The following is a 17644-nucleotide window of genomic DNA, read 5'->3' as shown; positions in this document are numbered from 1 at the left end:
CGACACCTGACTCAACCAGGAGCCGATCAGTGATTAAGCAGCTTAGCCAGATCGAGGATGAGATCGCCTACCAGGTCGGGAGCGTCATCATCAAGCTCAAGTGGGTCAACCACGACGCCTACGCGGTGACCGTCTACAACGGCACCGACCGCATCGAGGACAACTGCGGCAGCTACCCCACCGAGGCTGAGGCCCGCCTGATCGCCCGCGGCTACGCCGAGATGTACAAGGCCGAGCACGACGCGAAGCCGACCTCCCTGGCCGACTACCGGCAGACCTCCCGCGTGCAGCCCACCCGGTCCCGCGTCCACACCAAGCCGCTCACTGCGGCCGAACTGGCCCGGGTTCGCGCTCACCGCAACGGTGTCGTCACCCTGCTGCCCGGCCAGCCGTGGACCATGCTGCGGGCCATCGTGCGGCGCGGCTACGCCGACCAGCCCGACGGCCACCGGCCCGGCCAGAAATACACCCAGATCCGGCTCAACGCGCGCGGCCTGGCCGCCATCGAGAACGAGGAGGTCGCGGCATGACCAACCTTGGTGGCCCCCGCGAAGGTAACTGCACCGTCAAATCGTTCATCGTCGTCGCCGACACTCGCGACGAGTTCATCACCCGCGACGAGCGGGATCACGGCACGATGCCGTGGGCCGACTTCATCGACAGCATCGCCGTGGCCGGCGGCACCCGCCTCGCCTACGACCTGTTCGACGCGCCTCAGCCCGACGAGACGGTGCGCCGGTACCGGGTCGTGAACGAGGGGTTCCAGCCGTGACCCGCTTCCAGGTGGTCGAGAAGACCCTGACCGGCATCATCCGGCACGAGCCCACCTACGCCACCCGCCGCGAAGCCGAGGAAGCCGCCGCGGAGATGGCGAACCGGCTGACCGACAACGACCCGACCGAGATCTACGCCGAGGAGGTGGCGACATGAGCAACAGCGTCCTCGACGAGCAGGGCGATGTCGGCCTCTACAACGCCCCCGACGGCGAGCGCTGGATCTTCCGCGACAACGTCTGTCACGGCCTGCGTATGGGCGGAGCCGGCGGGATCACCACCCTCTACAAGGAAGGTCAGGGGGTTCCGGCCGTCCGCATCCGCGCGGAGGGCCGGGACTGGGTGGCCCGCTGGGAACAGTCGAAGGCGGTGGCGTTCCGGCATGACACCCGCTACGGGTTGATCGCGAAGGTGGCTCGCAGGCTGCTGCAACCGGCCGCATGCTGTCGAAGGGAGCAGCTGTGAGCCGCTTCGACATGATCCGCGACATGGCCGCCGCCGACCCGGTGAAGGCCGACGAGCTCGCCCGCACCGTCCAGCTTCCTGTCCGCGTCCTGCCGCTGGGCGAGGTGGGCACCTTGACCGGTGTCGCCTCCGACGGGTGGGCGCTGGTTGCCCTGCCCGGCCAGCAGCACCCGCACCACCTGCCGTGGGATGCGCTCGCCGAGGAAGGGCTGTGCCGGGTGGAGATGTGGGAGGTCGTGGACGGCCGGCCCGACGACGCGCCGCGGCTGCTCGGCACCACCACGTGGGAGCGGCTGCACGACGACGTGCGGCGCCGCGGCGGTAGGCGGCGCAACAACCTGTTCGACTTCCCGGCCGGCGACCGCGTGGTGCGGTACCGAGCCACCCCAATCGCCTCCGAGGAGGGGCTGTGACCGCCGCCGACGAGATCCGCGACGCGTACCGCAGCCTGTCCGGCACGCCCGGCGAATACGTGAGCCTGGTGGATGTCCGAGCCGCCCTGATGTACCTGGACCGCGAAGAGGTCGACGCCGGGCTGCGGGAGTTGATGGCAGCTCCTGATGTGCGGCTGGAGCCGGAACCGTTCGGGCACCGGATCGGACCCAACGAGCAGTGGGCGGCGATCCGGGTGGCCGGCGAAGACCTGCACCTGATCGCCATCGGGGACTGACCCTTGCCCGGCCGCCGCGTGCCGGTTCCCGCCCTTGCGGCGCGGCGGCCATCAAAGACACTGAACGGCAACGACGAAGGAGACCCGTGATGCCTATCGATCCGCACCGCGTCACCGCCGACCACATCCGCGGCCTGTCCGTCGATCCGGCGAAGGTTCGCGAGCCGCACGACGTCCTGGTGGATACCACTGAAGGCATCAGGCTCGTAACGCAGGCCGCCGTTGGTGGGGTGTTCAGGGAGGGGTCGACTATCAGGCGGCTGCTGATGTCGCGTACCGATCTGGTGGAGAGCGCTGACTACGCCGGCATGACCCTCGCCGCATACGTGAAGGCGAACGCTGGTCGGATAGCCGCCGACCTCAATTCCTCCCTGGCTGGGGACGATGCCTGATGACATGGCACAACGAGCCGGTCGGCACCGTCACCCAGTGGGCGGTGGAGCACACCTACGGCGACGGGGAGAAGCGCTACTTCGATGACCTGTTCGACGGCGAGGCGGACGGGCTGAAGTACGTGGAGGTGCAGCAGTTGGAGCTGCTGCGACGCGAGAAGGCGCCCTCTGGCGAGGGTTCCGTGGTGGCGTACCGGGCGGTGTCCCGGCAGGTTACTTACGGCGAATGGAAGGAGATCTGATGCTGGAAGCCACGCCGGAGCGAGTCGCCTACGCCCGCCGAGCGCAAGACCGTCAGTGGACGTTCGGGCCTGAAAATGCGGGCGAGATCATGACTGATGACGTGCTCGGCGAGATGGTCGTCGAAGGGCTGATCGCCCCGCACTTCGTCACCCCGACGCAGCAGATCAACGGCCAGGACGACTACTACAGGCTGACCGAGGCGGGCGAGCGGTGGCTCGCTGCAGCAGACGCCGCCTACCGGGAGAAGTTCGACGACACGGAGGGGATCTGATGACCACCTGGACGAAGCCAGAGTCCATCAGCCTGTCTGTCAACGGCGTCAACCATGTCCTCGACGCGCTGCACGATCCGGCGACCCGAGCCGCGGCGTCCGCCTACCTGGACGAGCTCACCGACAAGGGTGTGCTGTACGTGCTGGCCTGCGAGATCGAGTACCGGGCGGGGCGGGTGTGGCCGTCGGTCGAGCTCGGCGCCGACGAGCTGCGGCGCTTCATCCGTGAGCGGGCGGAGGCAGCCTGATGCGCACCAAGCGTTACGACGAGACGGCCGGGGTGTTCGTGCTGTCGGAGCCGGGCCGGGCGGTCACGTTCGAGGTGTCGCCCGCCTGCATCCGCATCCACTCCAGTAAGCGGCTGCGCAACATGCCGCCGCCGGCCGGGTTCTGCCCGGTGATCGATGGTGCATGCCACGAGGATGGCTCCGGCGCCCACGGCACTCAGTTGCGGGACCGCTGGGAGGCGAACGGTCGCGACGAGGCTGTGATGTGGGCTGAGCTGAACGCCTGGTTCGACAGCTACTTCAACCGGAAGGCGGCCTGATGATCCCCGGCATCTTGAAGCACGAACGCATCATGTGGGAGGGCGTCGACTCGTCCACCCCGGACGGCTGCACGATGGTCACCGCCCACGTGCTCGGCGTTGTCGCCACCTACGTCCTGCGTGACGGTCAGGTGCTCGGCCGCATCGAGAACATCGAGGGCAGGAACAGCGGGTACGCCGGCTCCACGCTGAAAGGCGGCTACTTCCTCGGCCAGGCCGACGATGCCACGCTCGCCCGGCGGATCGCCGACTACGCGGACGCGAAGGAGAGCGCCTGATGACCACGGGAATCAAGGCCGCCGACCTGCTGACCGTCCACGTGGTGGCCATCCTGAAGAACTCTGTTGAGGCCGACGCCAGCGACGCGGACCTGCGCGATCATCAGATGGCCCGGCACTTCGGGTCGCTGCTGGCGATCGACACGCACGCTGCCCGTGCCGCCCAGCTGAATCTGGTCGCCGGGCGGTGGCCGGACCTGACTCCCACCACGCTCGGGCGGCGCCTCTACACCGAGGCAGGATTGGCGGACATGCCTGAGGGCCGAGCGAACGCATGGCCGTCCGACCGGCTCGACGAGATCGTGGCCGTGTACGTGCGAATCGCCGAGGAGGCGCAATGAACGACATCAAGGCCGCCGACCTGCCCGACGGCAGCGTGGTCGCCAACAACAAGCACGCGTTCATCAAGACCCATCCGACGCGGACCGCCCAGTGGCGGGGTACGAACGGCGGCTTCTTCGGCGACTGGTACATCGATGAGCTGTTCACCGAGGGCAAGACGACCGTGGTGCGGGAGGGGTACTGATGCCGAAGACGCAGACCGCCTACAGCTTCGCCGAGCCGTCCTTCCAGACCGGCACCCGCTGGCACATCCGTGCGGTCGGCAAGGAGGGTCCGCGCCCGAACGGCGGCATCCCCGACGACCACGCCGCCCTGTGCGGGCTGGACTTGCGTCGCGGCTGGGACGTGAAGGCTGAGATCTCACGTGACACGGTGATGCGGCTGCTGGCCCGTAACGAGCAGGCCCGTAGCGTGTCCGAGCAGGCCGTGTGCGCCGGCTGCGCCAAGGCGTACCTGGAGGCGTTGTGATGTACGACGACGAACGTCGTACCGGTGGTGCCCGCGACGATTGGCAGCGCATCCAGGACGCCAAGGACGAGTCGAGGCTGTGCAGCAGCTGCGACCACCCCGTCTTCCGGCACTACAGCTCGGCTGCCGGCATCGAGCGGCTGTGTGGGCTCTGCGGCTGCACGAATTGGTCGAAGACGCCGGAAGGCACCATGGACTGGCTACGGGGAGCCTGATCGGCCGTTCGGATGAGGTCACCTGACCGTTCAGGGGAACAAGATCGTGGCGCACGGGGTTCGGGTCGGTCGTTCACCCCATAGATGCAGCTCAGCGCGCATGGCACCGTCCTTAGTGATCCACCGATCGCAAGGAGTGCCCGTGAACGCCGTTGACGCCCTCAACCTGACCATCGCCCGCACCGACGCCACCGCCGACCTGTACGGCGTCACCCCCGCCGAGCTCGACGCAGGCGCGAAGACCCTCGCCGGCCTCGACTGGCAGGAGCGCAACGCGTTCGCCGCGTCCAGCGTGCTCGGCACGATCGTGGCGATCGCCGGGGAACATCAGGCCGAATGCCGGCGCCCGGACTGCCGCACCTGCGACGCCGTCCGCTCCGGGCTGGCCACCACCCTCGCCGGGCTGAGGACGCTGAAGCGGGAGACCATCGACCGCGGCCGCGCCCGCTGAGGGGCACCGTGGACGACCTTGAGTTCATGCAGCAGGCCCTCGACACCACGGTCCGCGTGGCCGCCAGCTACGGCATCACGGAGGCGTCGGTCCGCGACTATCAGGCTGGCATGCCCGCACAGTGGGGTTACCGGCAGGGCGCCTACACCGGGATGATGGAGGCCTCGCTGACCCGGGCGGCTCAAGCGCATCGCCGGGACTGCGCCGGCGGCTGCGAGCTGTGTGAGCACCTGCGCCGCGGTCTGACCGCGGCGGTGGCGTCGCTGCGGGAGGCGCAGAATGGGGAGCTCGAGCGGCGGCTGAATCCGCTGCGTGGCCCGGCCCGGTGGGTGCAGGTGCTGTTGGGGTGGCGGCTGCCGGGCAGGACAGGCCGCTGATGGAGGCTTTCTTCTGTGCTTGCGGCACGATCGTTGCGGCAAAACCACCCAGCGGCATCTGGGAATGGTTCTTCGGCTGGGCCGACGTTGCAGGCGGCATCGGAGCCGTCATCGCCATCGGATTCGCCGTTCGTGCCCAGCGCGACGCAACCAAAGCTCGCAAGTCGGTGGCGCGCGAACGCCGGCGCCAGTTCGAGGTGCAGATCCTCCGCGAGATCGTCGACCTCGTTGACGACGACTTCCTTCATGAGATCCAGTTCCACCCAAACCGACTGAGGGCATTCAAGCACCGTTTCGCCTTACTTTCCCCCGGCACGCTGCCGTACTGGCAGAAGCTGTCGGGTATGAACTGGTACCTAGAGGTTCGTGCCGGGACCGAGTTCGAGCAACGCCAGATCGACGTAAATGCCGCGCACTACGCGCACCTCCAGGCGCGGCCAGAGTCCCCCGCCGCGCTAGACGAATGGGACAAGGAACGCGAGCGGCTTGCAGCCAGCCTGGTGTCCGTAGCGGACGATTTCGAGGCGTACGTCAAAAACCGCCTGCTGTCCGAGCTGCTTAAGGCAATCGCGGACCGGGTCGATGCAGTTGACGATTAACTTGAGTCACCTCAACGAAATCCAGGTGGGCGGGACTACGCGGCGCCCTGAACAGGCACCTCAACCAGGTCCGCCATGTCCACGCCCGCCTCGCCGAGGATCCGCTGCACCGACGCGATCGCCAGGTATTCGATCAGCACCCCGTCGTGGCGGATCTGGTATTCGCGTCGGCCGCCACCGCGCGCGACGACCTCAACCCGCCACCGCCCGTCGGGTGTCTCCATCGCACCGATGATCCGCATGCTGCCGACGGTAGGCCGGGATCCGGGCGCCAGGCAGTTGACGGGTGAACTACCACCGTGGGATTTACCGCTGCTCAACCAGCCTGAGAGCGGGCCGGTGGTCGGCTTCAGGGGCGATGTGCACGTACCGGCCCACCACCGGATCGGCGATCGAACCGGCCCACTCGAGCAACCCGCCGCACGTGTCGCAGCGGCTGGAAACCGCCCAGCCGTCGCGGATGCCGGCGGGGTCGTAGCCGCGGGTGCTCAGCGGATCCCGGGTGGCGTCGATGACGTCGTGCATGCGCACACCGAGCTCGCCGTCGGTGTCGTAGTCGTCCATGCAGCCAGCCTCGCATTCCGGTCAAGGGCGGCGCTCACTCGGCGCTCACACCTTCCGCTTGCGCGCTGCCAGTGCCGGTGGTTGCAGATCCGCCCATGCGTCGGCGGGCGGGTTATTGGGTTCGACGGTGCGCCACAGCGGCGACTCGCGGGTGGTCGGCTCGGCATGCTGGCCGGCGGGCGGCGGCGGGATGACCAGCGGCGTGACGGGTACGCCCACGGTGATGGTGGCTTTGCTGCCCCGGGCGGCCTTGCCGCGGCCGGTGGCGGCCAGGTCCAAGGTTTGCCGTTTGAGGCGTCCCCGGCCCCGCTCGAGACCCGCCCACCGTCGCGATGTCACCGACATCGCCACATCGCATCCGGGCCAGGTCGGCTGCGAAGTCGGTGCGAAGCTGAGCAAGACGGCGCCGCGCTGCCGGGCCCGCGCCTGTAGCCCGCGGATGGTTTTCTCGGCGACCGGGCCGGTGTTGCCGACCACGACCAGATCCACCCCGTCGAGCAAGGCGGCGACCACCGTGGGCCAGTCCGGGCCGGGATCGTGGATGAGGGCGAGCCGGTCGACGGGCACGCCGGCCTCCGCCGCGGCGAGCACCCCGAACGTGGGGCAGCCGACCACGGCCGCCCAGCCGCCGTCGCGCATGCCGGCGGCGAGCAGCTGCATGAGCACGCTGGCCGAGCCGGTGACGGCGATGGTGGCGCCGCGGCGCAGGCCGGGCCAGGGGAGCAGCGGGGCCAGGCCGGGTGGGGCGGGCAGCAGCTTGGAGGCGTCCGGCCCGACCTCGGTTTGTTCGGCGGGCCTGATGACTTCGGCAAGGGCTGTCGTGTTCGCGCGGGTGAGCCCGTCGCGGTTGACGGCGTCGAGGACACGGCGCACGTCGTCGGGGGAGCTGATCGCTCCTGCCCAGGGACGGCGTTCGGCCACAGCTTCCTCCCTCGCGGTTCGCGGCCACGGGGGAAGGCGCAGGCCTGGTGCGGTCTCGGCGCCTTCGCGGGGACACCGATTCGAACGGGTGTTCGATAAGGTGACGATAGCAGTCCACGTCGCGAGATGCACAGAACGGCGCGTCTGATCATCGACGGAAGCCGCCCAAAAGACTGATCGACACCGGCCCAAGACGGGCAGACGGTGATCCGGTGACGAAAGACGCACAGGCCGGCAAGCCGAAAGCCACCACCGGCAGCACCATCTTCGCGATCCTCGTGCTCGTCTCATTCCTGTGCTGCGGCGGTGTCGTCATCAACGCCTTCACCAGCGACGACGATCCGAGCCCGACAACGACACCACGAGCCGGCGACGCACGCCCCACCGCAACGGCGACGGCAGCTTCCGCCGTCCCCAATGCCCTCGATGAGCTCGCCTCACCGACCGCGAACGAAGTTCAGCGTCAGGCCAGCCCGACACGCACCAGCGCGTCACCGAAACCGACGACGCAACGGCCCAAGCCTCGACCCACCACCACGAAGTCGAAACCGCGCAAGACCACCAAGGCGCCCACGTCGGTGTACTACAAGAACTGTTCGGCCGTGCGTGCCGCCGGAGCTGACCCGATCTACCGCGGCGACCCTGGTTACGGCCGCCACCTCGACCGCGACGGCGACGGTGTGGCCTGCGAATAGGCCTGGACGCGGCGAAGCCCCAGCCACGCGTGTTGACTGGGGCTTCATGGGTCGTACGCTTACAGCAGCACGTACCAGCCGATCATCACGATCAGCATCAGTGCGATCAGGCGGGCGGTCCGGGTATTGCTTACCAGGGCGTACCGGACCGTCCTGCCAATCTCGCCCCAAGGGCTCAAAGCGTCCATGCGTGCCTCCTTGAACAATTGAGAGCTTCCAGCGGCCGTCTGTGTTAGACGTTACGTGGAGTAACGCCAAGGCGCTACGGGGGGCCAGGCTGGAATCGCGCGGGACGCCGATGACTAGGCAGCTGAGCTGCGGTTTTGGAACTGTATCCACGTGACTGAGCTGCCGTTAGGCGCGCATGTATATTACTGTGGGTACAGTCGCGAGGATGTTAGGTGATTTCGGTCACAGGGAAGATTGCTGGTCAGCATGGGCGCTGAAAGTCAGTCCACTCGGACTCACTCAGTCGACCGCCCGGCACGACATGCGCACGATCTCACCGTCACTGTGCTCGACCCTCGACCGGAAACCGTCCGGCGACTGCATCCGGAATATGCCCTCATGGCCCTGGATCATCACCGGGGCGTCGCGACCGGTCGGCAGCCAGCCGTAGTAGCCGCCCTCGGCGTCCTCGGTGAGCTCCACCGCCACCGGCTCCAGCCCGCAGAACCGGACGGTGCGTTCGTCGCCGAAGCGGTGAAACGGGCGGGACTCGATGCTGCCGCAGCCGGCGAACATGCGCCACGAGCGGGTCACCGCTCGACCACGGTCACGCCGTCAGGAAGGCTCATCACTGCCGCTCCTTCGCGCTCTCGGGGTACAGCTCGTCAGCGGCCCGCCGGTACCAGATGTTCTGCGCCTCCACGCTCAGCCCATCCCAGTCCGGCAGCGGCGGCCAGTCGTGCTGCCGGCGGTGCTGCTCGTACATCTGCTGCGCGCGGGCCTCGCACCGGTCGGTGGTCACCGCGCCCACTCCGGGGTCGCATCACCCTGGTAATGCTCGCGGACCAGCTTCTGCAACTGCTCCGACAACCGCCACGCGCTCTCGGCGGTCAGGTGAATCGCGGCCTGCACCGGCTCCTTACCGGGCATCTCTTCCGTGGCGCGCAGCCAAATGTGCGGCCCTTCGGCTGAACTGGACTCGTGCACCGCTACATGCCCGCCGTATTCGGACGGGATCTTGGGCAGGTAGCCGAACCCTCTGCCGCTGGTGGTGGGAGTTAGGTGGTCGCTCACCGGCTCTCCTCACGGACCTTGTCGGCGACGGCGGTCGCGGCGACGATCCACGCGTCCTTGATTCGCTGCGGAACGTCGTCGAACGCGGGAAGGTCATCGCCGTTGAATGCCTTCCCTCCGACCGCAGTGCAGTAGGCGTCGTAGGCGATCCGAGCCAGTTGGAACGTGTTATGGTTCATCGGGTTTCCTCCAGTTCGGCGACAGACCGGCCGTCGCACTCTTCGGTGTCGTGGTCGTCGATCACGCAGCCGCACGGCAGCTCCAGCACCTGATGGCCGCAGGCATGCTCGAAGGTGTCCGCGTTGTCGGGCAGGTGCGCGAAGATGTTCTGGCAGATCGGCGGGCGGATCAATGCGACTCCTGCCCAACACTCGTCAGCCACCGGTAACCGTGCTCGGTGACGTGGTGATAGCCCCAGCCGCGGGTGTCGCCGCAAGAGAACATGCCGTTGCGGACCAGCGCCTTCGCCGTTTTCCGCTGCCGGATCCGGCACCGTCACCGATGTAGATGACGCCGTTGTTGTCGGCAGCCTCCCGAAGGAGAGTGGCCTGCTGGTCGGTCAGTGTCGCGTCCATGTCACGCCGCCAGCCGTTCTGCGGCCAGGGCGCGGATCTGCTCGGGCGTGTACCCCTTCGACGCCAGGTACTCGGCGGCCTCGGTGTAGTAGGCGCTGGACAGGTAGGGGAGGGTGGCGGCGATCAAGTCGTCCGGATCCTGTGTGGGTTGGGTGGCCGGCGCGGGACACGGGTCGGTGACGGTCATCGGGTGGCCTCGTATCGGTCGGCGAGGGCGTCCAGGTCGTCGGCCAGCTTCGACATCAAGACTCGGCGCGACACCTCCTCGAACCTCGCGCCGAAGGCGTCCTCGGCTTCACTGCGGATGACGGCGGCGGCGCGGACCGTGGTGGAATCCGAGTCGCCGTCGGCTGGCCAGGGCTGGCCGTAGTCGTTCATCACGGCATCGAGTTCGGCGCGGGGGATGGTCACGGTCATGGTCAGCTCTCCTTGTCCAGGTTGAATTCGGCGACGATGAGCTCGGCGAGCTGGCCGGCACCCAGCCGCTTGTCCGGGTTGGTGCGCTCGACGAAGCCGACCACGCCGGTCACGCCGAGGCGGTAGTAAAGCTCTAGGCCCAGTTCGTACGAGCTGAGGCTGTTGTCACCGTCGACGTCGCGGATCAGGTTCACCAGGTCGTGAATTGCTAGGTCGGTAACAGTCGGTTCGTTCGTTTCGTAGGGGGCCGTCATCGGTCCTCCAAGTCGTTGGTGCCCTCGGCGGGCAGGTTCTCGAGCAGGTCGTGGCCGACCGTGTGGAGCCGGCCGTGTTCGTCTTCGCGTAGCCGCCCTTCGGCGATGAGCCGGTCCAAGGCGGACCGCAGGGCGGGGGAGTGCGGCAGGATGTGCAGGTACTCGGCCAGCCGGTGGAAGTTGTTGTGCCCGGCAGCGACGAGTTCGACGATCCGGTCACCTTCGATGTCACGGGCGCTCACAACGTCGGCCCGGTGCAGGTGACGTCGTCGGTGCAGGCGGTCATCCAGTCTCGGCCGATCTGGTCGACGTGCCGCCCGCAGCACGGCACGATGCCGTGCTCGTCGGGCATGCGGTGGAAGGTGCCGGTCGCCGGGCCGTAGTCGACGCCCCAGTGGCTGAAGACGGCCGACAGCATGGCATCCCCGGCGGTGCGCTCCTCAGGGCCGAGCTGCGAGGTCACCGGACGACCGCCTCGGTGTGGTAGTTCGCCCACGACGTCACCCGCGACATGCCTTCGGCGAACGGCCGGTCCCGGACGACGATCAGCTCCACGTCCGAGGCGTGGTACTTCCGCGACCACGCCGAGTCGGGCTTCTCCACGACCGCCCACACAGTGGCAGTGCCCTGGTCGTACGCCTCCGGGTACTGCTCGCCGCGGTGCTTCACCCGGTCGCCGGGCTTGAGGCCCTTGAACTCGGGACGGTCGACGTAGCCGTGTTCGTGGAGCTCGGCCAGCATCCGCTCGGCCGTCGCCTGCTCGCCGGTGGTCGGGGCGGTCACGCCTTCACCACCTGGATCTCGTACACGCCGTCGGCGTTGGGCTTGCTCAGGTCGCCGTAGTAGTTCGTGGCGGGCTTGTAGCCGGCCGCCTCCAGCGCTTCGATGATCCGGCGCGGGGCGAACCGGCCGCCACGCTGCGCCCGGTCGGGGATCTCGTAGGTGACGCCTTCGACGGTGAGGGTGCCGCCGTCCTTCAGGTTGCCGAGGTGGTTGGGGTCGGTGCTGCCGTGCACGTAGGCGGTGATGGTCATTGGTCAGGCTCCGATCTGCTGGATGAGGGCGCGCAAGTCGCCGAAGGTGACACCCACCTGCTGTCCGTCGGCGGACGCGGCCTGGATGACCAGGTCGTCGTCGGGGCGGTGCTTGTACAGGGCGAGGGTGTCGCGCAGCCGCTCGACCGGGTCGAGCGGCCACGTGGCGATGATGTCGCGGGAATCCACAAGTCTCCTTCAGCGGTTGAGAAGGTCGGCGGCGGTCAGGCCGTCCACGTCCACGTGGCGGCTCATCACCTCGGCGACGTCCAGGGCGTCCTGCTCGGTGAACTGTTCGGCATCGCGGGCGTCCGGCGACCAGTCCGCGCCCGAGGTCAGATATTCGGCGCCCCAACGCACTCGCCATTCCTCGGTAGCGTCGATGCGTTCAACACGAATGACCAGGTGCCGCCAGCTCCGATGGTCGGGCGGGAGGGCGCAGACGGCATGCTCAGTGATCACTGGCCGATCCCCGCCTCGCGTCGAACAGTGGCGTACCCGTCGATGTGTCCGCACGGGTTCCGCCAGCCGTGGACGGAAAGGCGGCGCGAGCCGTCGTACGACAGGGTGTCGAATACCTCGCCGCGCGGGCCGCCGCAGGTCGGGCATTCCCAGAGCACCGTGACCTCCACGCTGTGGAAGCCCTCGTGCTGCTCGCACGACGGGATCCGAACGGTTTTGGTGGTGACGGTCATGGCCACTGGCTCTCCTCACTGGATGCACACTTGGTTTGCACACCCATAGTGCCTACCATGTGTGCATGATGTCAACTGAGTGTGCACCATCGGTACGCCAACAGAGTTGTGCGATCATGCAGGTCATGCAGGAGAAGCACGAGCGGGCTCTCGCCGAGGCGGCCGAGCAGTACGAGCAGGCTCAGGAAGCGGCGAAGCAGGCCAGCTACAACCTCGCCGAAGCCATGCGTGCCGCCTACGCCGACGGTGAGCAGCAGTCGGCCATCCTGCGCGCCGCCAAACACGTCTGGTCGCGCGAGTACCTGCGTGTAGTGCTCGGGCTGGCGAAGCGAAGTGGAAAATGACCATCACGACCACCGAGAGGGCAACCGCCCTCTATCGCCTGTTCGGCGTTGATGGCGCTTTGCTTTACGTCGGCGTGACCTTCGATCCTCCCGCTCGATTCCAGCGCCATTCCGAGCGGAAGGAGTGGTGGCCGGAGGTGGATCAGTCGAAGGTGAGCATCGATTGGTACCCCGATCGTGTTTCCGCAGAGGTGGCTGAGCTTCGGGTCATCCGTGATGAGAATCCCCGCTACAACGTCGTGACAGCAGATGCGGATGGCCGACCGACCTTCCGGCCACGCGGCGACGGATTGGCATGGGGTCGTCCGTCTCACGAGCCAGACGACCAGCAGGCGAAGGTGCTGCGCGCGCTCGCCAACCTGGCCGAGCAGCGCCGAATCATCGACGAACAGGCCGACAAACTGATCGCGAGGGCGAAGGAACTCGACGTCCCGATCGAGCACATCGCCGTTGCAGCGGGACGCACGCGGAAGACGGTCTACCGACACCTCGGCAAGCCCATGAAGTGAAGGCCCCACCCGAGTAGGCAGGGCATTCATCAGTGCTGGTCGGCGTGCAGCCCGGACGCCTCGACCGTGTCCTCGAAATGCCCACGATCGGAGATCACCGCGCGGCACGCCCGGCACCGGCCCGTCGTCCAGCCCGTCTCGTCGTCGGTGCTGACCTCCACCACGGTCGCGCCGTCCTCGGAGACCACCAAGGTGCGGGCCATCAGCTCAGGTACCCCTCGCCGGCGCCCGGTGCGAACGCCTCGGCGATTGCCGCCTGGTCTTTCGGCGACTCGACCAGGGCGAGGATCAGATCCGACACGTCGCGGCCCTCGGCGACCGCCCGCTGCCGGATCTCCCGGAACTGCCGCTCCTGCTCGCCGGTCAGGTCTGCCTGCGCCTGCATCAGCCGCCGACCTTCGCCACCGGGCCGAGGCCGGTGCGCTGGGCGGGCGGGTTCGCCTCCTGCCGGACCGCCGCGGCGATCAACCGCATCTCCCGGTCGCTGTACGGCCAGTCCGGGGTGTGCCGGCGGTTGGCCACTGCTACGTTCGTCATGGCTGGAACCTCCTTCGGGTTCGGTCACCGGGCCGCGCAGGCTTCCCAGGGCACGCGCGCGGCCCGTCTTCCTCCCGGTCATCGTTCGCGACCGGGAATTACCGTGTAGTCCGCCGCCGCGATCTCGGGCGGCCAGTTCGGCGACTCCACACACGCCCAGCAGTAGCCGTCACCGGACGCCTTGCAGTAGTCGCAGCCAAGCGTGATGTACACGTTCATTTCCGGGGCGCCGCACCCGCAGCAGCCCCAATCAGCTTGCGGCACCTTGTTCGGGTTGCAGACGACGCCGTGGAAACGCTTAGTCACGTACTCCTTGAGGCTCATTTCACCACCGCCTCGGACGCGACGACCGTGCCCTCCGGGTCGACCAGCTCCACCAGCGTGCCCGGCCCGTGCTCCTCGGCGATCTCGGCCAGGAACTGCGACACCTCGTCGTTCGACCAGGCCATGGCCGACACCGGCTCGGTGAACTGCTCGCGGTATACGCGAACCTGCCAGGGGGAACTCACGGCGCCTCCCCGATCAGCGCGAACCCGCGGCTCGTGGAGCCCTCCACGTTGGCGATCAACGGCTCGCCGGGATGCCGCTCGATCAGGTCCAGCTCGGCGAGGGTCAGGACGATCCGGTCCGGCCAGGTCAGCTTGGGCCGCGCCGGCGACGTGTCGGCCAGCACCAGGACCGGGCTGCCATCATCGGCGGCCACCCGGCGGACGTCACCGGCCCGCAGCCGCACCAGGTCGGCGAAGGTGAGGGTGATGGCGGCGCTCACTGCGGATCCCCGAGCACGTGCGCCAGCGCCGTATCGGCGCAGTGGTAGCAGCCCCAGGTAGTCAGCAGCCTGGTGTGCGAATCGTTGCCGGCGAACACCATCCATCCGTTGATGGTGAAGCCGTCCTGGACGTATTTGACTTCGATCGTGTCGCCGGGGGTGTAGGCCGACCAGTCGAGGTCGCTGTCGGGAGGCTGGGCGGGCACGTACTGCGCGGGCACCGTGTAGGTCACCTCGCGTTCGGTGCTGCCCCACGCGTTGACGTGGACCCGCGGGTCGTTGGTGTAAGCGTTCACTGCGGATCCCCGATCAGCGAGTGGATCGCCTCGTCGGCGGAGCGGAACGGGCCGCGAACGGTTCGCGCGGTGAAAGCCTCCGCCTCTTCGCGGTTCCGGATGTTCGCTTCGCGTCGGGCGTGACTGTTGCGGGCAGGGTCAATGAGCCAGTGCTGCTCGCTCATCCAGGCCGAGACGTCGTAGTTGTCGTCCGGGGCCGTCACGACAAAATGGTGCTCGTTGATCCGATCCACGCGGAGGTCGTTGTCGTAGGCGCTCACTTGATCACCGGATGTTCCGCCGCCAGTACCTTCCTGACCTGATCAGTGGTCATCTGCACACCCGCCTCGGCGAGGAGCTGCGACAGCCTTGCCGGACGAGCCATGAACACCCTTCCTTTACGCTCGACCAGCTGCATCAGCCGCCTGCGGTCAGCCGTAGGCGGCATCTCCGCGGCCTCGATCCGCCTGCTGAAGTCCGCCTCCATATCGACCCACGGGCCGGGCGTCATGTCGTCATCGAGGATCACGACGCCGCCTCCCCCCGCAGCCGCGACACGGCCTCCACCGTCAGCGGGATCTCCGCCTCCGGGTTGCCGGCGCTGCGTGACGCCCGCACGATCCGGTCGAAGAGCTGCTGATCGGACTCGTCCGGATACCTGGCGGCGATCGATGAGACGATCGCCCGTGCGATGCGGTCGCTCACCGGGCACCCGCCGACAGCAGCGCGCCGATCAGCGACTCGGCGGACAAGTGCGGCTTGCACACCTCCGCATTCCCCGCGAGAGGGTCAGCGGTGTCTTCGATGCGCCGGCCGCCCTCCTCCGGACGCTCCGGGTCGGTGTACGCCTTCCACGTCGGCGGCTGGTCACGGTCGTCCTCTTCGGCGAGGTACCACCTGCCGTCGACGAGGACTTCGTGGTCGGTGCCGCGCCGGCCCACCCGCGGGTTGGTCAGGTCGATACTCACGACGCCTCCACTCGGTACGGGTTGAACGGCGTCACGACCAGCTGCGCGCCCGGATGGTCCTGGCACAGTTCGGTCTTCGCCCACTCGACGCACACGTCTTGGCCGCACACCGTCTTGCTGTGGTTGGTGCCCTGCACGGTGATCGTCTGGGTGGCGTCGTCGGTGCAGCGCGGTGGCGCCTGGCACATCAGGAACTCGACGGTCACGACAGCACCGCCTCGATCGCGGCCTCGGCGGACTGGAAGCCGATCGCCGGGCCGGAGCTCGTCATCACCAGGTTCAGCCGGTCGCCGACGTACAGGCCCCAGCCCAGCGCCTCGTTCGGCAGAACCCTGACCGGCCCGGCGTCGGTGGTCACCTCGAAGCCGCCGCCGAACGGCTGCACGCAGGGGTCGTCGAGGATGCTCACGACAAGTCCTCCACCCGGACCACCTGGTCCACGCTGATCGACATGCGCTGGATGCGGATCACGGTCACCGCCCCATCAGGGTGCCGAGGATCTGACCGGCCGGCACGGGTGTGCCCTGCCAGTCGAGGATCCCGACGATCTGCGCGACCGTGGTCGCGTCGATCAGGCTGCGGTCGATGTGCGGATTGTTCTCCAGCACCTCCCGCACCAGGTCACGGGTGCGCTGGTCCGGGGTTTCGGCGGTGGAACCGTCCGGGATGTTGATGGTGCGCTGGGCAGCGCCGGAGCTCCAGTCGGCGGCGCGCACGACGACGGTTTCGCCGTTGCGGGCGGACATGAGGTCGGCGGGGCGCAGGTGGATTTCGCGCACGAATGTCACATCCGCTCGCGGACCTGCGCGACCCGGTCAGCGGTCACGAGGCCGGGGTCGCCGAAATCGGCGGCGATCTGCTCGTCGGACCAGTCCGGGTGGGCACGGATGGTGTCCTCGATCAGAGCGTCGGTCATGTTCGGTGTGGGGGGCAGAATGCCGGGCATAGTGTTCTCCTTCTCGGCTCGGTCAGACGGTCTGAACGGCCGCCACGACGCCCGAACCAGTCGGGCGCCATAGTCGGGCGGTCAGGCGGTCACCTTGAACGCGAGGTAGTCCGGGCCAAGATCGAACACGCGCTCCTCGCCGAAGGTGACCGTCTCGGCGACAACCCGGCCGTTGGGCTCGGCGTCCGCAGTGGCACGGAACAGGACCGCGCGGCCCTCGCTGTCGGTGACGGACTCCCGGAACAGGTCACCGGACCGAAGCGCCGAGAAGAAGACGGTCATCGTCTCTACCGGACCCTGATCGGTGATGGTCTTGCCGTACGGGGAGCCGCTGACCGCGATCGTGCCGACCCGGACGCCGCTCCGGTCGAAGACCGGCGCGTAGAAGCGGAGGTCCGGGTCCGCCTCGGCGACGTTGCGGAAAGTGAAGTCGGTGACGGTGATTGTCCAGTCGGCGCGGTCGTCGGCGGCCCCGGCGAGACATTCGCCGAGCTTGACGTCGACGACGGTGCGATCGCCGGTGAGGACGATCGCGTACTCGCCGTCGCGGTTGCGGGAGCGGACGGTGCGGCCCTGCTCGAGGATGTTGCGGACGATCGGGTCGAGGGAGACGCGGGAGCGGGCCAAAGTCTCGGTCATGTCGGTGGTCATAATTGCCTTTCTCGGCGATCAGGAGGTCTGACCGGCCGCCGGAGCCCCAGCCCAGGGGAAGAACCCCTCAGGGGGACGGGCTGGGACTCGGGGAGCCGGTCAGGCCCTCTCAACCGCGCGGCTGGCGCACTTCGGGCAGCAGCGCATGTCCGGTGAG

The 17644-nt window shown here is 68.0% G+C and carries 57 protein-coding genes; 22 read left to right on the top strand and 35 right to left on the bottom strand.

Features of this window, described 5'->3' with window-relative positions; all coding sequences use genetic code 11:
* Positions 1 to 29 precede the first annotated feature (29 nt).
* From Ade02nite_RS10420 to Ade02nite_RS10330, 19 genes are all read left to right on the top strand, one after another.
* Entirely contained in the window at positions 30 to 530 is a 501-nt protein-coding gene (locus Ade02nite_RS10420; RefSeq protein ID WP_203761369.1) for a hypothetical protein, read from the top strand.
* The gene (locus Ade02nite_RS10415) at positions 527 to 772 is read left to right on the top strand and encodes a hypothetical protein (protein ID WP_203761368.1); all 246 of its coding nucleotides are present in this window, start codon (positions 527 to 529) and stop codon (positions 770 to 772) included. The genes Ade02nite_RS10420 and Ade02nite_RS10415 overlap by 4 nt, the downstream gene beginning before the upstream one ends.
* Entirely contained in the window at positions 769 to 930 is a 162-nt protein-coding gene (locus Ade02nite_RS10410; protein ID WP_203761367.1) for a hypothetical protein, read from the top strand. Before Ade02nite_RS10415 ends, Ade02nite_RS10410 begins: the two co-directional genes overlap by 4 nt.
* Positions 927 to 1238, top strand: a complete 312-nt coding sequence (locus Ade02nite_RS10405; protein ID WP_203761366.1) for a hypothetical protein — start codon at positions 927 to 929, stop codon at positions 1236 to 1238. The genes Ade02nite_RS10410 and Ade02nite_RS10405 overlap by 4 nt, the downstream gene beginning before the upstream one ends.
* Positions 1235 to 1651, top strand: coding sequence for a hypothetical protein (locus Ade02nite_RS10400; protein WP_203761365.1), 417 nt, complete (start codon positions 1235 to 1237; stop codon positions 1649 to 1651). Before Ade02nite_RS10405 ends, Ade02nite_RS10400 begins: the two co-directional genes overlap by 4 nt.
* Positions 1648 to 1908 carry a hypothetical protein gene (locus Ade02nite_RS10395; RefSeq protein ID WP_203761364.1) on the top strand — a complete coding sequence of 87 codons (261 nt, stop codon included), beginning with the start codon at positions 1648 to 1650 and terminating at the stop codon, positions 1906 to 1908. Before Ade02nite_RS10400 ends, Ade02nite_RS10395 begins: the two co-directional genes overlap by 4 nt.
* Before the next feature lie 89 nt (positions 1909 to 1997).
* Complete coding sequence (locus Ade02nite_RS10390) at positions 1998 to 2300, top strand: hypothetical protein (RefSeq protein ID WP_203761363.1); 303 nt, start codon at positions 1998 to 2000, stop codon at positions 2298 to 2300.
* Complete coding sequence (locus Ade02nite_RS10385; RefSeq protein WP_203761362.1) at positions 2300 to 2542, top strand: hypothetical protein; 243 nt, start codon at positions 2300 to 2302, stop codon at positions 2540 to 2542. Before Ade02nite_RS10390 ends, Ade02nite_RS10385 begins: the two co-directional genes overlap by 1 nt.
* Complete coding sequence (locus tag Ade02nite_RS10380; protein WP_203761361.1) at positions 2542 to 2814, top strand: hypothetical protein; 273 nt, start codon at positions 2542 to 2544, stop codon at positions 2812 to 2814. Before Ade02nite_RS10385 ends, Ade02nite_RS10380 begins: the two co-directional genes overlap by 1 nt.
* Positions 2814 to 3062: a hypothetical protein gene (locus Ade02nite_RS10375; protein ID WP_203761360.1), complete on the top strand. Its 249-nt coding sequence runs from the start codon at positions 2814 to 2816 to the stop codon at positions 3060 to 3062. Before Ade02nite_RS10380 ends, Ade02nite_RS10375 begins: the two co-directional genes overlap by 1 nt.
* On the top strand, positions 3062 to 3361 hold the full coding sequence (locus Ade02nite_RS10370) for a hypothetical protein (RefSeq protein ID WP_203761359.1): 300 nt from the start codon (positions 3062 to 3064) through the stop codon (positions 3359 to 3361). Before Ade02nite_RS10375 ends, Ade02nite_RS10370 begins: the two co-directional genes overlap by 1 nt.
* Positions 3361 to 3639, top strand: a complete 279-nt coding sequence (locus Ade02nite_RS10365; protein WP_203761358.1) for a hypothetical protein — start codon at positions 3361 to 3363, stop codon at positions 3637 to 3639. The genes Ade02nite_RS10370 and Ade02nite_RS10365 overlap by 1 nt, the downstream gene beginning before the upstream one ends.
* Complete coding sequence (locus Ade02nite_RS10360) at positions 3639 to 3980, top strand: hypothetical protein (RefSeq protein ID WP_203761357.1); 342 nt, start codon at positions 3639 to 3641, stop codon at positions 3978 to 3980. Before Ade02nite_RS10365 ends, Ade02nite_RS10360 begins: the two co-directional genes overlap by 1 nt.
* Entirely contained in the window at positions 3977 to 4165 is a 189-nt protein-coding gene (locus Ade02nite_RS10355) for a hypothetical protein (protein ID WP_203761356.1), read from the top strand. Before Ade02nite_RS10360 ends, Ade02nite_RS10355 begins: the two co-directional genes overlap by 4 nt.
* Complete coding sequence (locus Ade02nite_RS10350) at positions 4165 to 4449, top strand: hypothetical protein (protein WP_203761355.1); 285 nt, start codon at positions 4165 to 4167, stop codon at positions 4447 to 4449. The genes Ade02nite_RS10355 and Ade02nite_RS10350 overlap by 1 nt, the downstream gene beginning before the upstream one ends.
* Complete coding sequence (locus Ade02nite_RS10345; RefSeq protein WP_203761354.1) at positions 4449 to 4664, top strand: hypothetical protein; 216 nt, start codon at positions 4449 to 4451, stop codon at positions 4662 to 4664. Before Ade02nite_RS10350 ends, Ade02nite_RS10345 begins: the two co-directional genes overlap by 1 nt.
* A gap of 142 nt (positions 4665 to 4806) precedes the next feature.
* Positions 4807 to 5115: a hypothetical protein gene (locus Ade02nite_RS10340; protein WP_203761353.1), complete on the top strand. Its 309-nt coding sequence runs from the start codon at positions 4807 to 4809 to the stop codon at positions 5113 to 5115.
* An 8-nt stretch (positions 5116 to 5123) separates the two neighbouring features.
* Positions 5124 to 5492: a hypothetical protein gene (locus Ade02nite_RS10335; protein WP_203761352.1), complete on the top strand. Its 369-nt coding sequence runs from the start codon at positions 5124 to 5126 to the stop codon at positions 5490 to 5492.
* The gene (locus Ade02nite_RS10330; protein WP_203761351.1) at positions 5492 to 6091 is read left to right on the top strand and encodes a hypothetical protein; all 600 of its coding nucleotides are present in this window, start codon (positions 5492 to 5494) and stop codon (positions 6089 to 6091) included. Before Ade02nite_RS10335 ends, Ade02nite_RS10330 begins: the two co-directional genes overlap by 1 nt.
* 35 nt (positions 6092 to 6126) lie before the next feature.
* Here the strand turns inward: Ade02nite_RS10330 and Ade02nite_RS10325 are convergent, their stop codons facing one another.
* The 3 genes from Ade02nite_RS10325 to imuA' all read right to left on the bottom strand — a co-directional run bounded on the left by Ade02nite_RS10325 (position 6127) and on the right by imuA' (position 7576).
* Positions 6127 to 6333, bottom strand: a complete 207-nt coding sequence (locus tag Ade02nite_RS10325; protein WP_203761350.1) for a hypothetical protein — start codon at positions 6331 to 6333, stop codon at positions 6127 to 6129.
* Positions 6334 to 6397: 64 nt separating this feature from the next.
* Positions 6398 to 6655: a hypothetical protein gene (locus Ade02nite_RS10320; protein ID WP_203761349.1), complete on the bottom strand. Its 258-nt coding sequence runs from the start codon at positions 6653 to 6655 to the stop codon at positions 6398 to 6400.
* A 45-nt stretch (positions 6656 to 6700) separates the two neighbouring features.
* A complete protein-coding gene (imuA', locus tag Ade02nite_RS10315) occupies positions 6701 to 7576 on the bottom strand; it encodes a DnaE2-dependent mutagenesis accessory factor ImuA' (protein WP_203761348.1) in 876 nt (291 codons plus the stop codon).
* A 212-nt stretch (positions 7577 to 7788) separates the two neighbouring features.
* On the opposite strand from imuA', the gene Ade02nite_RS10310 reads away from it, so the two are divergent.
* The gene (locus Ade02nite_RS10310) at positions 7789 to 8271 is read left to right on the top strand and encodes an excalibur calcium-binding domain-containing protein (protein ID WP_239168660.1); all 483 of its coding nucleotides are present in this window, start codon (positions 7789 to 7791) and stop codon (positions 8269 to 8271) included.
* Between the two features lie 59 nt (positions 8272 to 8330).
* Here the strand turns inward: Ade02nite_RS10310 and Ade02nite_RS50250 are convergent, their stop codons facing one another.
* The 16 genes from Ade02nite_RS50250 to Ade02nite_RS10235 all read right to left on the bottom strand — a co-directional run bounded on the left by Ade02nite_RS50250 (position 8331) and on the right by Ade02nite_RS10235 (position 12488).
* Positions 8331 to 8459: a hypothetical protein gene (locus tag Ade02nite_RS50250; protein ID WP_275409898.1), complete on the bottom strand. Its 129-nt coding sequence runs from the start codon at positions 8457 to 8459 to the stop codon at positions 8331 to 8333.
* A 280-nt stretch (positions 8460 to 8739) separates the two neighbouring features.
* Complete coding sequence (locus tag Ade02nite_RS10305; protein ID WP_203761347.1) at positions 8740 to 9033, bottom strand: hypothetical protein; 294 nt, start codon at positions 9031 to 9033, stop codon at positions 8740 to 8742.
* A gap of 34 nt (positions 9034 to 9067) precedes the next feature.
* Positions 9068 to 9241, bottom strand: a complete 174-nt coding sequence (locus Ade02nite_RS10300) for a hypothetical protein (protein WP_203761346.1) — start codon at positions 9239 to 9241, stop codon at positions 9068 to 9070.
* A complete protein-coding gene (locus tag Ade02nite_RS10295) occupies positions 9238 to 9513 on the bottom strand; it encodes a hypothetical protein (RefSeq protein WP_203761345.1) in 276 nt (91 codons plus the stop codon). Before Ade02nite_RS10295 ends, Ade02nite_RS10300 begins: the two co-directional genes overlap by 4 nt.
* A complete protein-coding gene (locus Ade02nite_RS10290) occupies positions 9510 to 9692 on the bottom strand; it encodes a hypothetical protein (RefSeq protein ID WP_203761344.1) in 183 nt (60 codons plus the stop codon). The genes Ade02nite_RS10295 and Ade02nite_RS10290 overlap by 4 nt, the downstream gene beginning before the upstream one ends.
* Complete coding sequence (locus tag Ade02nite_RS10285; protein WP_203761343.1) at positions 9689 to 9865, bottom strand: hypothetical protein; 177 nt, start codon at positions 9863 to 9865, stop codon at positions 9689 to 9691. Before Ade02nite_RS10285 ends, Ade02nite_RS10290 begins: the two co-directional genes overlap by 4 nt.
* Positions 9866 to 10089: 224 nt before the next feature.
* The gene (locus Ade02nite_RS10280) at positions 10090 to 10275 is read right to left on the bottom strand and encodes a hypothetical protein (protein WP_203761342.1); all 186 of its coding nucleotides are present in this window, start codon (positions 10273 to 10275) and stop codon (positions 10090 to 10092) included.
* Positions 10272 to 10505, bottom strand: a complete 234-nt coding sequence (locus Ade02nite_RS10275; protein WP_203761341.1) for a hypothetical protein — start codon at positions 10503 to 10505, stop codon at positions 10272 to 10274. The genes Ade02nite_RS10280 and Ade02nite_RS10275 overlap by 4 nt, the downstream gene beginning before the upstream one ends.
* 2 nt (positions 10506 to 10507) lie before the next feature.
* Positions 10508 to 10759, bottom strand: a complete 252-nt coding sequence (locus tag Ade02nite_RS10270; protein ID WP_203761340.1) for a hypothetical protein — start codon at positions 10757 to 10759, stop codon at positions 10508 to 10510.
* Positions 10756 to 11001, bottom strand: a complete 246-nt coding sequence (locus Ade02nite_RS10265) for a hypothetical protein (RefSeq protein WP_203761339.1) — start codon at positions 10999 to 11001, stop codon at positions 10756 to 10758. The genes Ade02nite_RS10270 and Ade02nite_RS10265 overlap by 4 nt, the downstream gene beginning before the upstream one ends.
* The gene (locus Ade02nite_RS10260; protein WP_203761338.1) at positions 10998 to 11222 is read right to left on the bottom strand and encodes a hypothetical protein; all 225 of its coding nucleotides are present in this window, start codon (positions 11220 to 11222) and stop codon (positions 10998 to 11000) included. Before Ade02nite_RS10260 ends, Ade02nite_RS10265 begins: the two co-directional genes overlap by 4 nt.
* Positions 11219 to 11542 carry a hypothetical protein gene (locus Ade02nite_RS10255; protein WP_203761337.1) on the bottom strand — a complete coding sequence of 108 codons (324 nt, stop codon included), beginning with the start codon at positions 11540 to 11542 and terminating at the stop codon, positions 11219 to 11221. The genes Ade02nite_RS10260 and Ade02nite_RS10255 overlap by 4 nt, the downstream gene beginning before the upstream one ends.
* Positions 11539 to 11793 carry a hypothetical protein gene (locus Ade02nite_RS10250; RefSeq protein ID WP_203761336.1) on the bottom strand — a complete coding sequence of 85 codons (255 nt, stop codon included), beginning with the start codon at positions 11791 to 11793 and terminating at the stop codon, positions 11539 to 11541. Before Ade02nite_RS10250 ends, Ade02nite_RS10255 begins: the two co-directional genes overlap by 4 nt.
* A gap of 3 nt (positions 11794 to 11796) precedes the next feature.
* Entirely contained in the window at positions 11797 to 11982 is a 186-nt protein-coding gene (locus Ade02nite_RS10245) for a hypothetical protein (protein ID WP_203761335.1), read from the bottom strand.
* Between the two features lie 9 nt (positions 11983 to 11991).
* Positions 11992 to 12255: a hypothetical protein gene (locus Ade02nite_RS10240; protein WP_203761334.1), complete on the bottom strand. Its 264-nt coding sequence runs from the start codon at positions 12253 to 12255 to the stop codon at positions 11992 to 11994.
* A complete protein-coding gene (locus Ade02nite_RS10235) occupies positions 12252 to 12488 on the bottom strand; it encodes a hypothetical protein (protein ID WP_203761333.1) in 237 nt (78 codons plus the stop codon). Before Ade02nite_RS10235 ends, Ade02nite_RS10240 begins: the two co-directional genes overlap by 4 nt.
* A gap of 125 nt (positions 12489 to 12613) precedes the next feature.
* Here Ade02nite_RS10235 and Ade02nite_RS10230 point away from each other — a divergent pair, with 125 nt between their 5' ends.
* Together Ade02nite_RS10230 and Ade02nite_RS10225 are read left to right on the top strand one after the other, a co-directional pair.
* On the top strand, positions 12614 to 12832 hold the full coding sequence (locus tag Ade02nite_RS10230) for a hypothetical protein (RefSeq protein WP_203761332.1): 219 nt from the start codon (positions 12614 to 12616) through the stop codon (positions 12830 to 12832).
* Positions 12829 to 13341 carry a hypothetical protein gene (locus Ade02nite_RS10225; RefSeq protein ID WP_203761331.1) on the top strand — a complete coding sequence of 171 codons (513 nt, stop codon included), beginning with the start codon at positions 12829 to 12831 and terminating at the stop codon, positions 13339 to 13341. The genes Ade02nite_RS10230 and Ade02nite_RS10225 overlap by 4 nt, the downstream gene beginning before the upstream one ends.
* Before the next feature lie 29 nt (positions 13342 to 13370).
* On the opposite strand, the gene Ade02nite_RS10220 is transcribed toward Ade02nite_RS10225, so the two are convergent.
* The 16 genes from Ade02nite_RS10220 to Ade02nite_RS10145 all read right to left on the bottom strand — a co-directional run bounded on the left by Ade02nite_RS10220 (position 13371) and on the right by Ade02nite_RS10145 (position 17475).
* Positions 13371 to 13544 (bottom strand): hypothetical protein, encoded by a 174-nt coding sequence (locus Ade02nite_RS10220; protein WP_203761330.1) that lies wholly within the window; start codon positions 13542 to 13544, stop codon positions 13371 to 13373.
* Positions 13544 to 13726 carry a hypothetical protein gene (locus tag Ade02nite_RS10215; RefSeq protein WP_203761329.1) on the bottom strand — a complete coding sequence of 61 codons (183 nt, stop codon included), beginning with the start codon at positions 13724 to 13726 and terminating at the stop codon, positions 13544 to 13546. Before Ade02nite_RS10215 ends, Ade02nite_RS10220 begins: the two co-directional genes overlap by 1 nt.
* On the bottom strand, positions 13726 to 13878 hold the full coding sequence (locus Ade02nite_RS10210; RefSeq protein ID WP_203761328.1) for a hypothetical protein: 153 nt from the start codon (positions 13876 to 13878) through the stop codon (positions 13726 to 13728). The genes Ade02nite_RS10215 and Ade02nite_RS10210 overlap by 1 nt, the downstream gene beginning before the upstream one ends.
* Before the next feature lie 78 nt (positions 13879 to 13956).
* Positions 13957 to 14202: a hypothetical protein gene (locus Ade02nite_RS10205; protein ID WP_203761327.1), complete on the bottom strand. Its 246-nt coding sequence runs from the start codon at positions 14200 to 14202 to the stop codon at positions 13957 to 13959.
* Entirely contained in the window at positions 14199 to 14387 is a 189-nt protein-coding gene (locus tag Ade02nite_RS10200) for a hypothetical protein (RefSeq protein ID WP_203761326.1), read from the bottom strand. Before Ade02nite_RS10200 ends, Ade02nite_RS10205 begins: the two co-directional genes overlap by 4 nt.
* The gene (locus Ade02nite_RS10195; RefSeq protein ID WP_203761325.1) at positions 14384 to 14647 is read right to left on the bottom strand and encodes a hypothetical protein; all 264 of its coding nucleotides are present in this window, start codon (positions 14645 to 14647) and stop codon (positions 14384 to 14386) included. The genes Ade02nite_RS10200 and Ade02nite_RS10195 overlap by 4 nt, the downstream gene beginning before the upstream one ends.
* Positions 14644 to 14943, bottom strand: a complete 300-nt coding sequence (locus Ade02nite_RS10190) for a hypothetical protein (protein ID WP_203761324.1) — start codon at positions 14941 to 14943, stop codon at positions 14644 to 14646. Before Ade02nite_RS10190 ends, Ade02nite_RS10195 begins: the two co-directional genes overlap by 4 nt.
* Positions 14940 to 15203 carry a hypothetical protein gene (locus tag Ade02nite_RS10185; RefSeq protein ID WP_203761323.1) on the bottom strand — a complete coding sequence of 88 codons (264 nt, stop codon included), beginning with the start codon at positions 15201 to 15203 and terminating at the stop codon, positions 14940 to 14942. Before Ade02nite_RS10185 ends, Ade02nite_RS10190 begins: the two co-directional genes overlap by 4 nt.
* Positions 15200 to 15451, bottom strand: coding sequence for a hypothetical protein (locus Ade02nite_RS10180; RefSeq protein WP_203761322.1), 252 nt, complete (start codon positions 15449 to 15451; stop codon positions 15200 to 15202). The genes Ade02nite_RS10185 and Ade02nite_RS10180 overlap by 4 nt, the downstream gene beginning before the upstream one ends.
* Positions 15448 to 15627: a hypothetical protein gene (locus tag Ade02nite_RS10175; RefSeq protein ID WP_203761321.1), complete on the bottom strand. Its 180-nt coding sequence runs from the start codon at positions 15625 to 15627 to the stop codon at positions 15448 to 15450. The genes Ade02nite_RS10180 and Ade02nite_RS10175 overlap by 4 nt, the downstream gene beginning before the upstream one ends.
* A complete protein-coding gene (locus Ade02nite_RS10170) occupies positions 15624 to 15890 on the bottom strand; it encodes a hypothetical protein (RefSeq protein WP_203761320.1) in 267 nt (88 codons plus the stop codon). Before Ade02nite_RS10170 ends, Ade02nite_RS10175 begins: the two co-directional genes overlap by 4 nt.
* A complete protein-coding gene (locus Ade02nite_RS10165; RefSeq protein ID WP_203761319.1) occupies positions 15887 to 16096 on the bottom strand; it encodes a hypothetical protein in 210 nt (69 codons plus the stop codon). Before Ade02nite_RS10165 ends, Ade02nite_RS10170 begins: the two co-directional genes overlap by 4 nt.
* Positions 16093 to 16299: a hypothetical protein gene (locus Ade02nite_RS10160; RefSeq protein ID WP_203761318.1), complete on the bottom strand. Its 207-nt coding sequence runs from the start codon at positions 16297 to 16299 to the stop codon at positions 16093 to 16095. Before Ade02nite_RS10160 ends, Ade02nite_RS10165 begins: the two co-directional genes overlap by 4 nt.
* A gap of 64 nt (positions 16300 to 16363) precedes the next feature.
* On the bottom strand, positions 16364 to 16669 hold the full coding sequence (locus Ade02nite_RS10155; RefSeq protein WP_203761317.1) for a hypothetical protein: 306 nt from the start codon (positions 16667 to 16669) through the stop codon (positions 16364 to 16366).
* 5 nt (positions 16670 to 16674) lie between these two features.
* The gene (locus Ade02nite_RS10150) at positions 16675 to 16836 is read right to left on the bottom strand and encodes a hypothetical protein (protein ID WP_203761316.1); all 162 of its coding nucleotides are present in this window, start codon (positions 16834 to 16836) and stop codon (positions 16675 to 16677) included.
* A gap of 81 nt (positions 16837 to 16917) precedes the next feature.
* Positions 16918 to 17475, bottom strand: coding sequence for a hypothetical protein (locus Ade02nite_RS10145; RefSeq protein WP_203761315.1), 558 nt, complete (start codon positions 17473 to 17475; stop codon positions 16918 to 16920).
* Positions 17476 to 17644 lie beyond the last annotated feature (169 nt).

Source organism: Paractinoplanes deccanensis (assembly GCF_016862115.1).
GTDB lineage: Bacteria > Actinomycetota > Actinomycetes > Mycobacteriales > Micromonosporaceae > Actinoplanes > Actinoplanes deccanensis.
The sequence above is the reverse complement of the archived record's forward strand: the minus strand, read 5'-3'. Positions and strand labels throughout refer to the sequence as shown.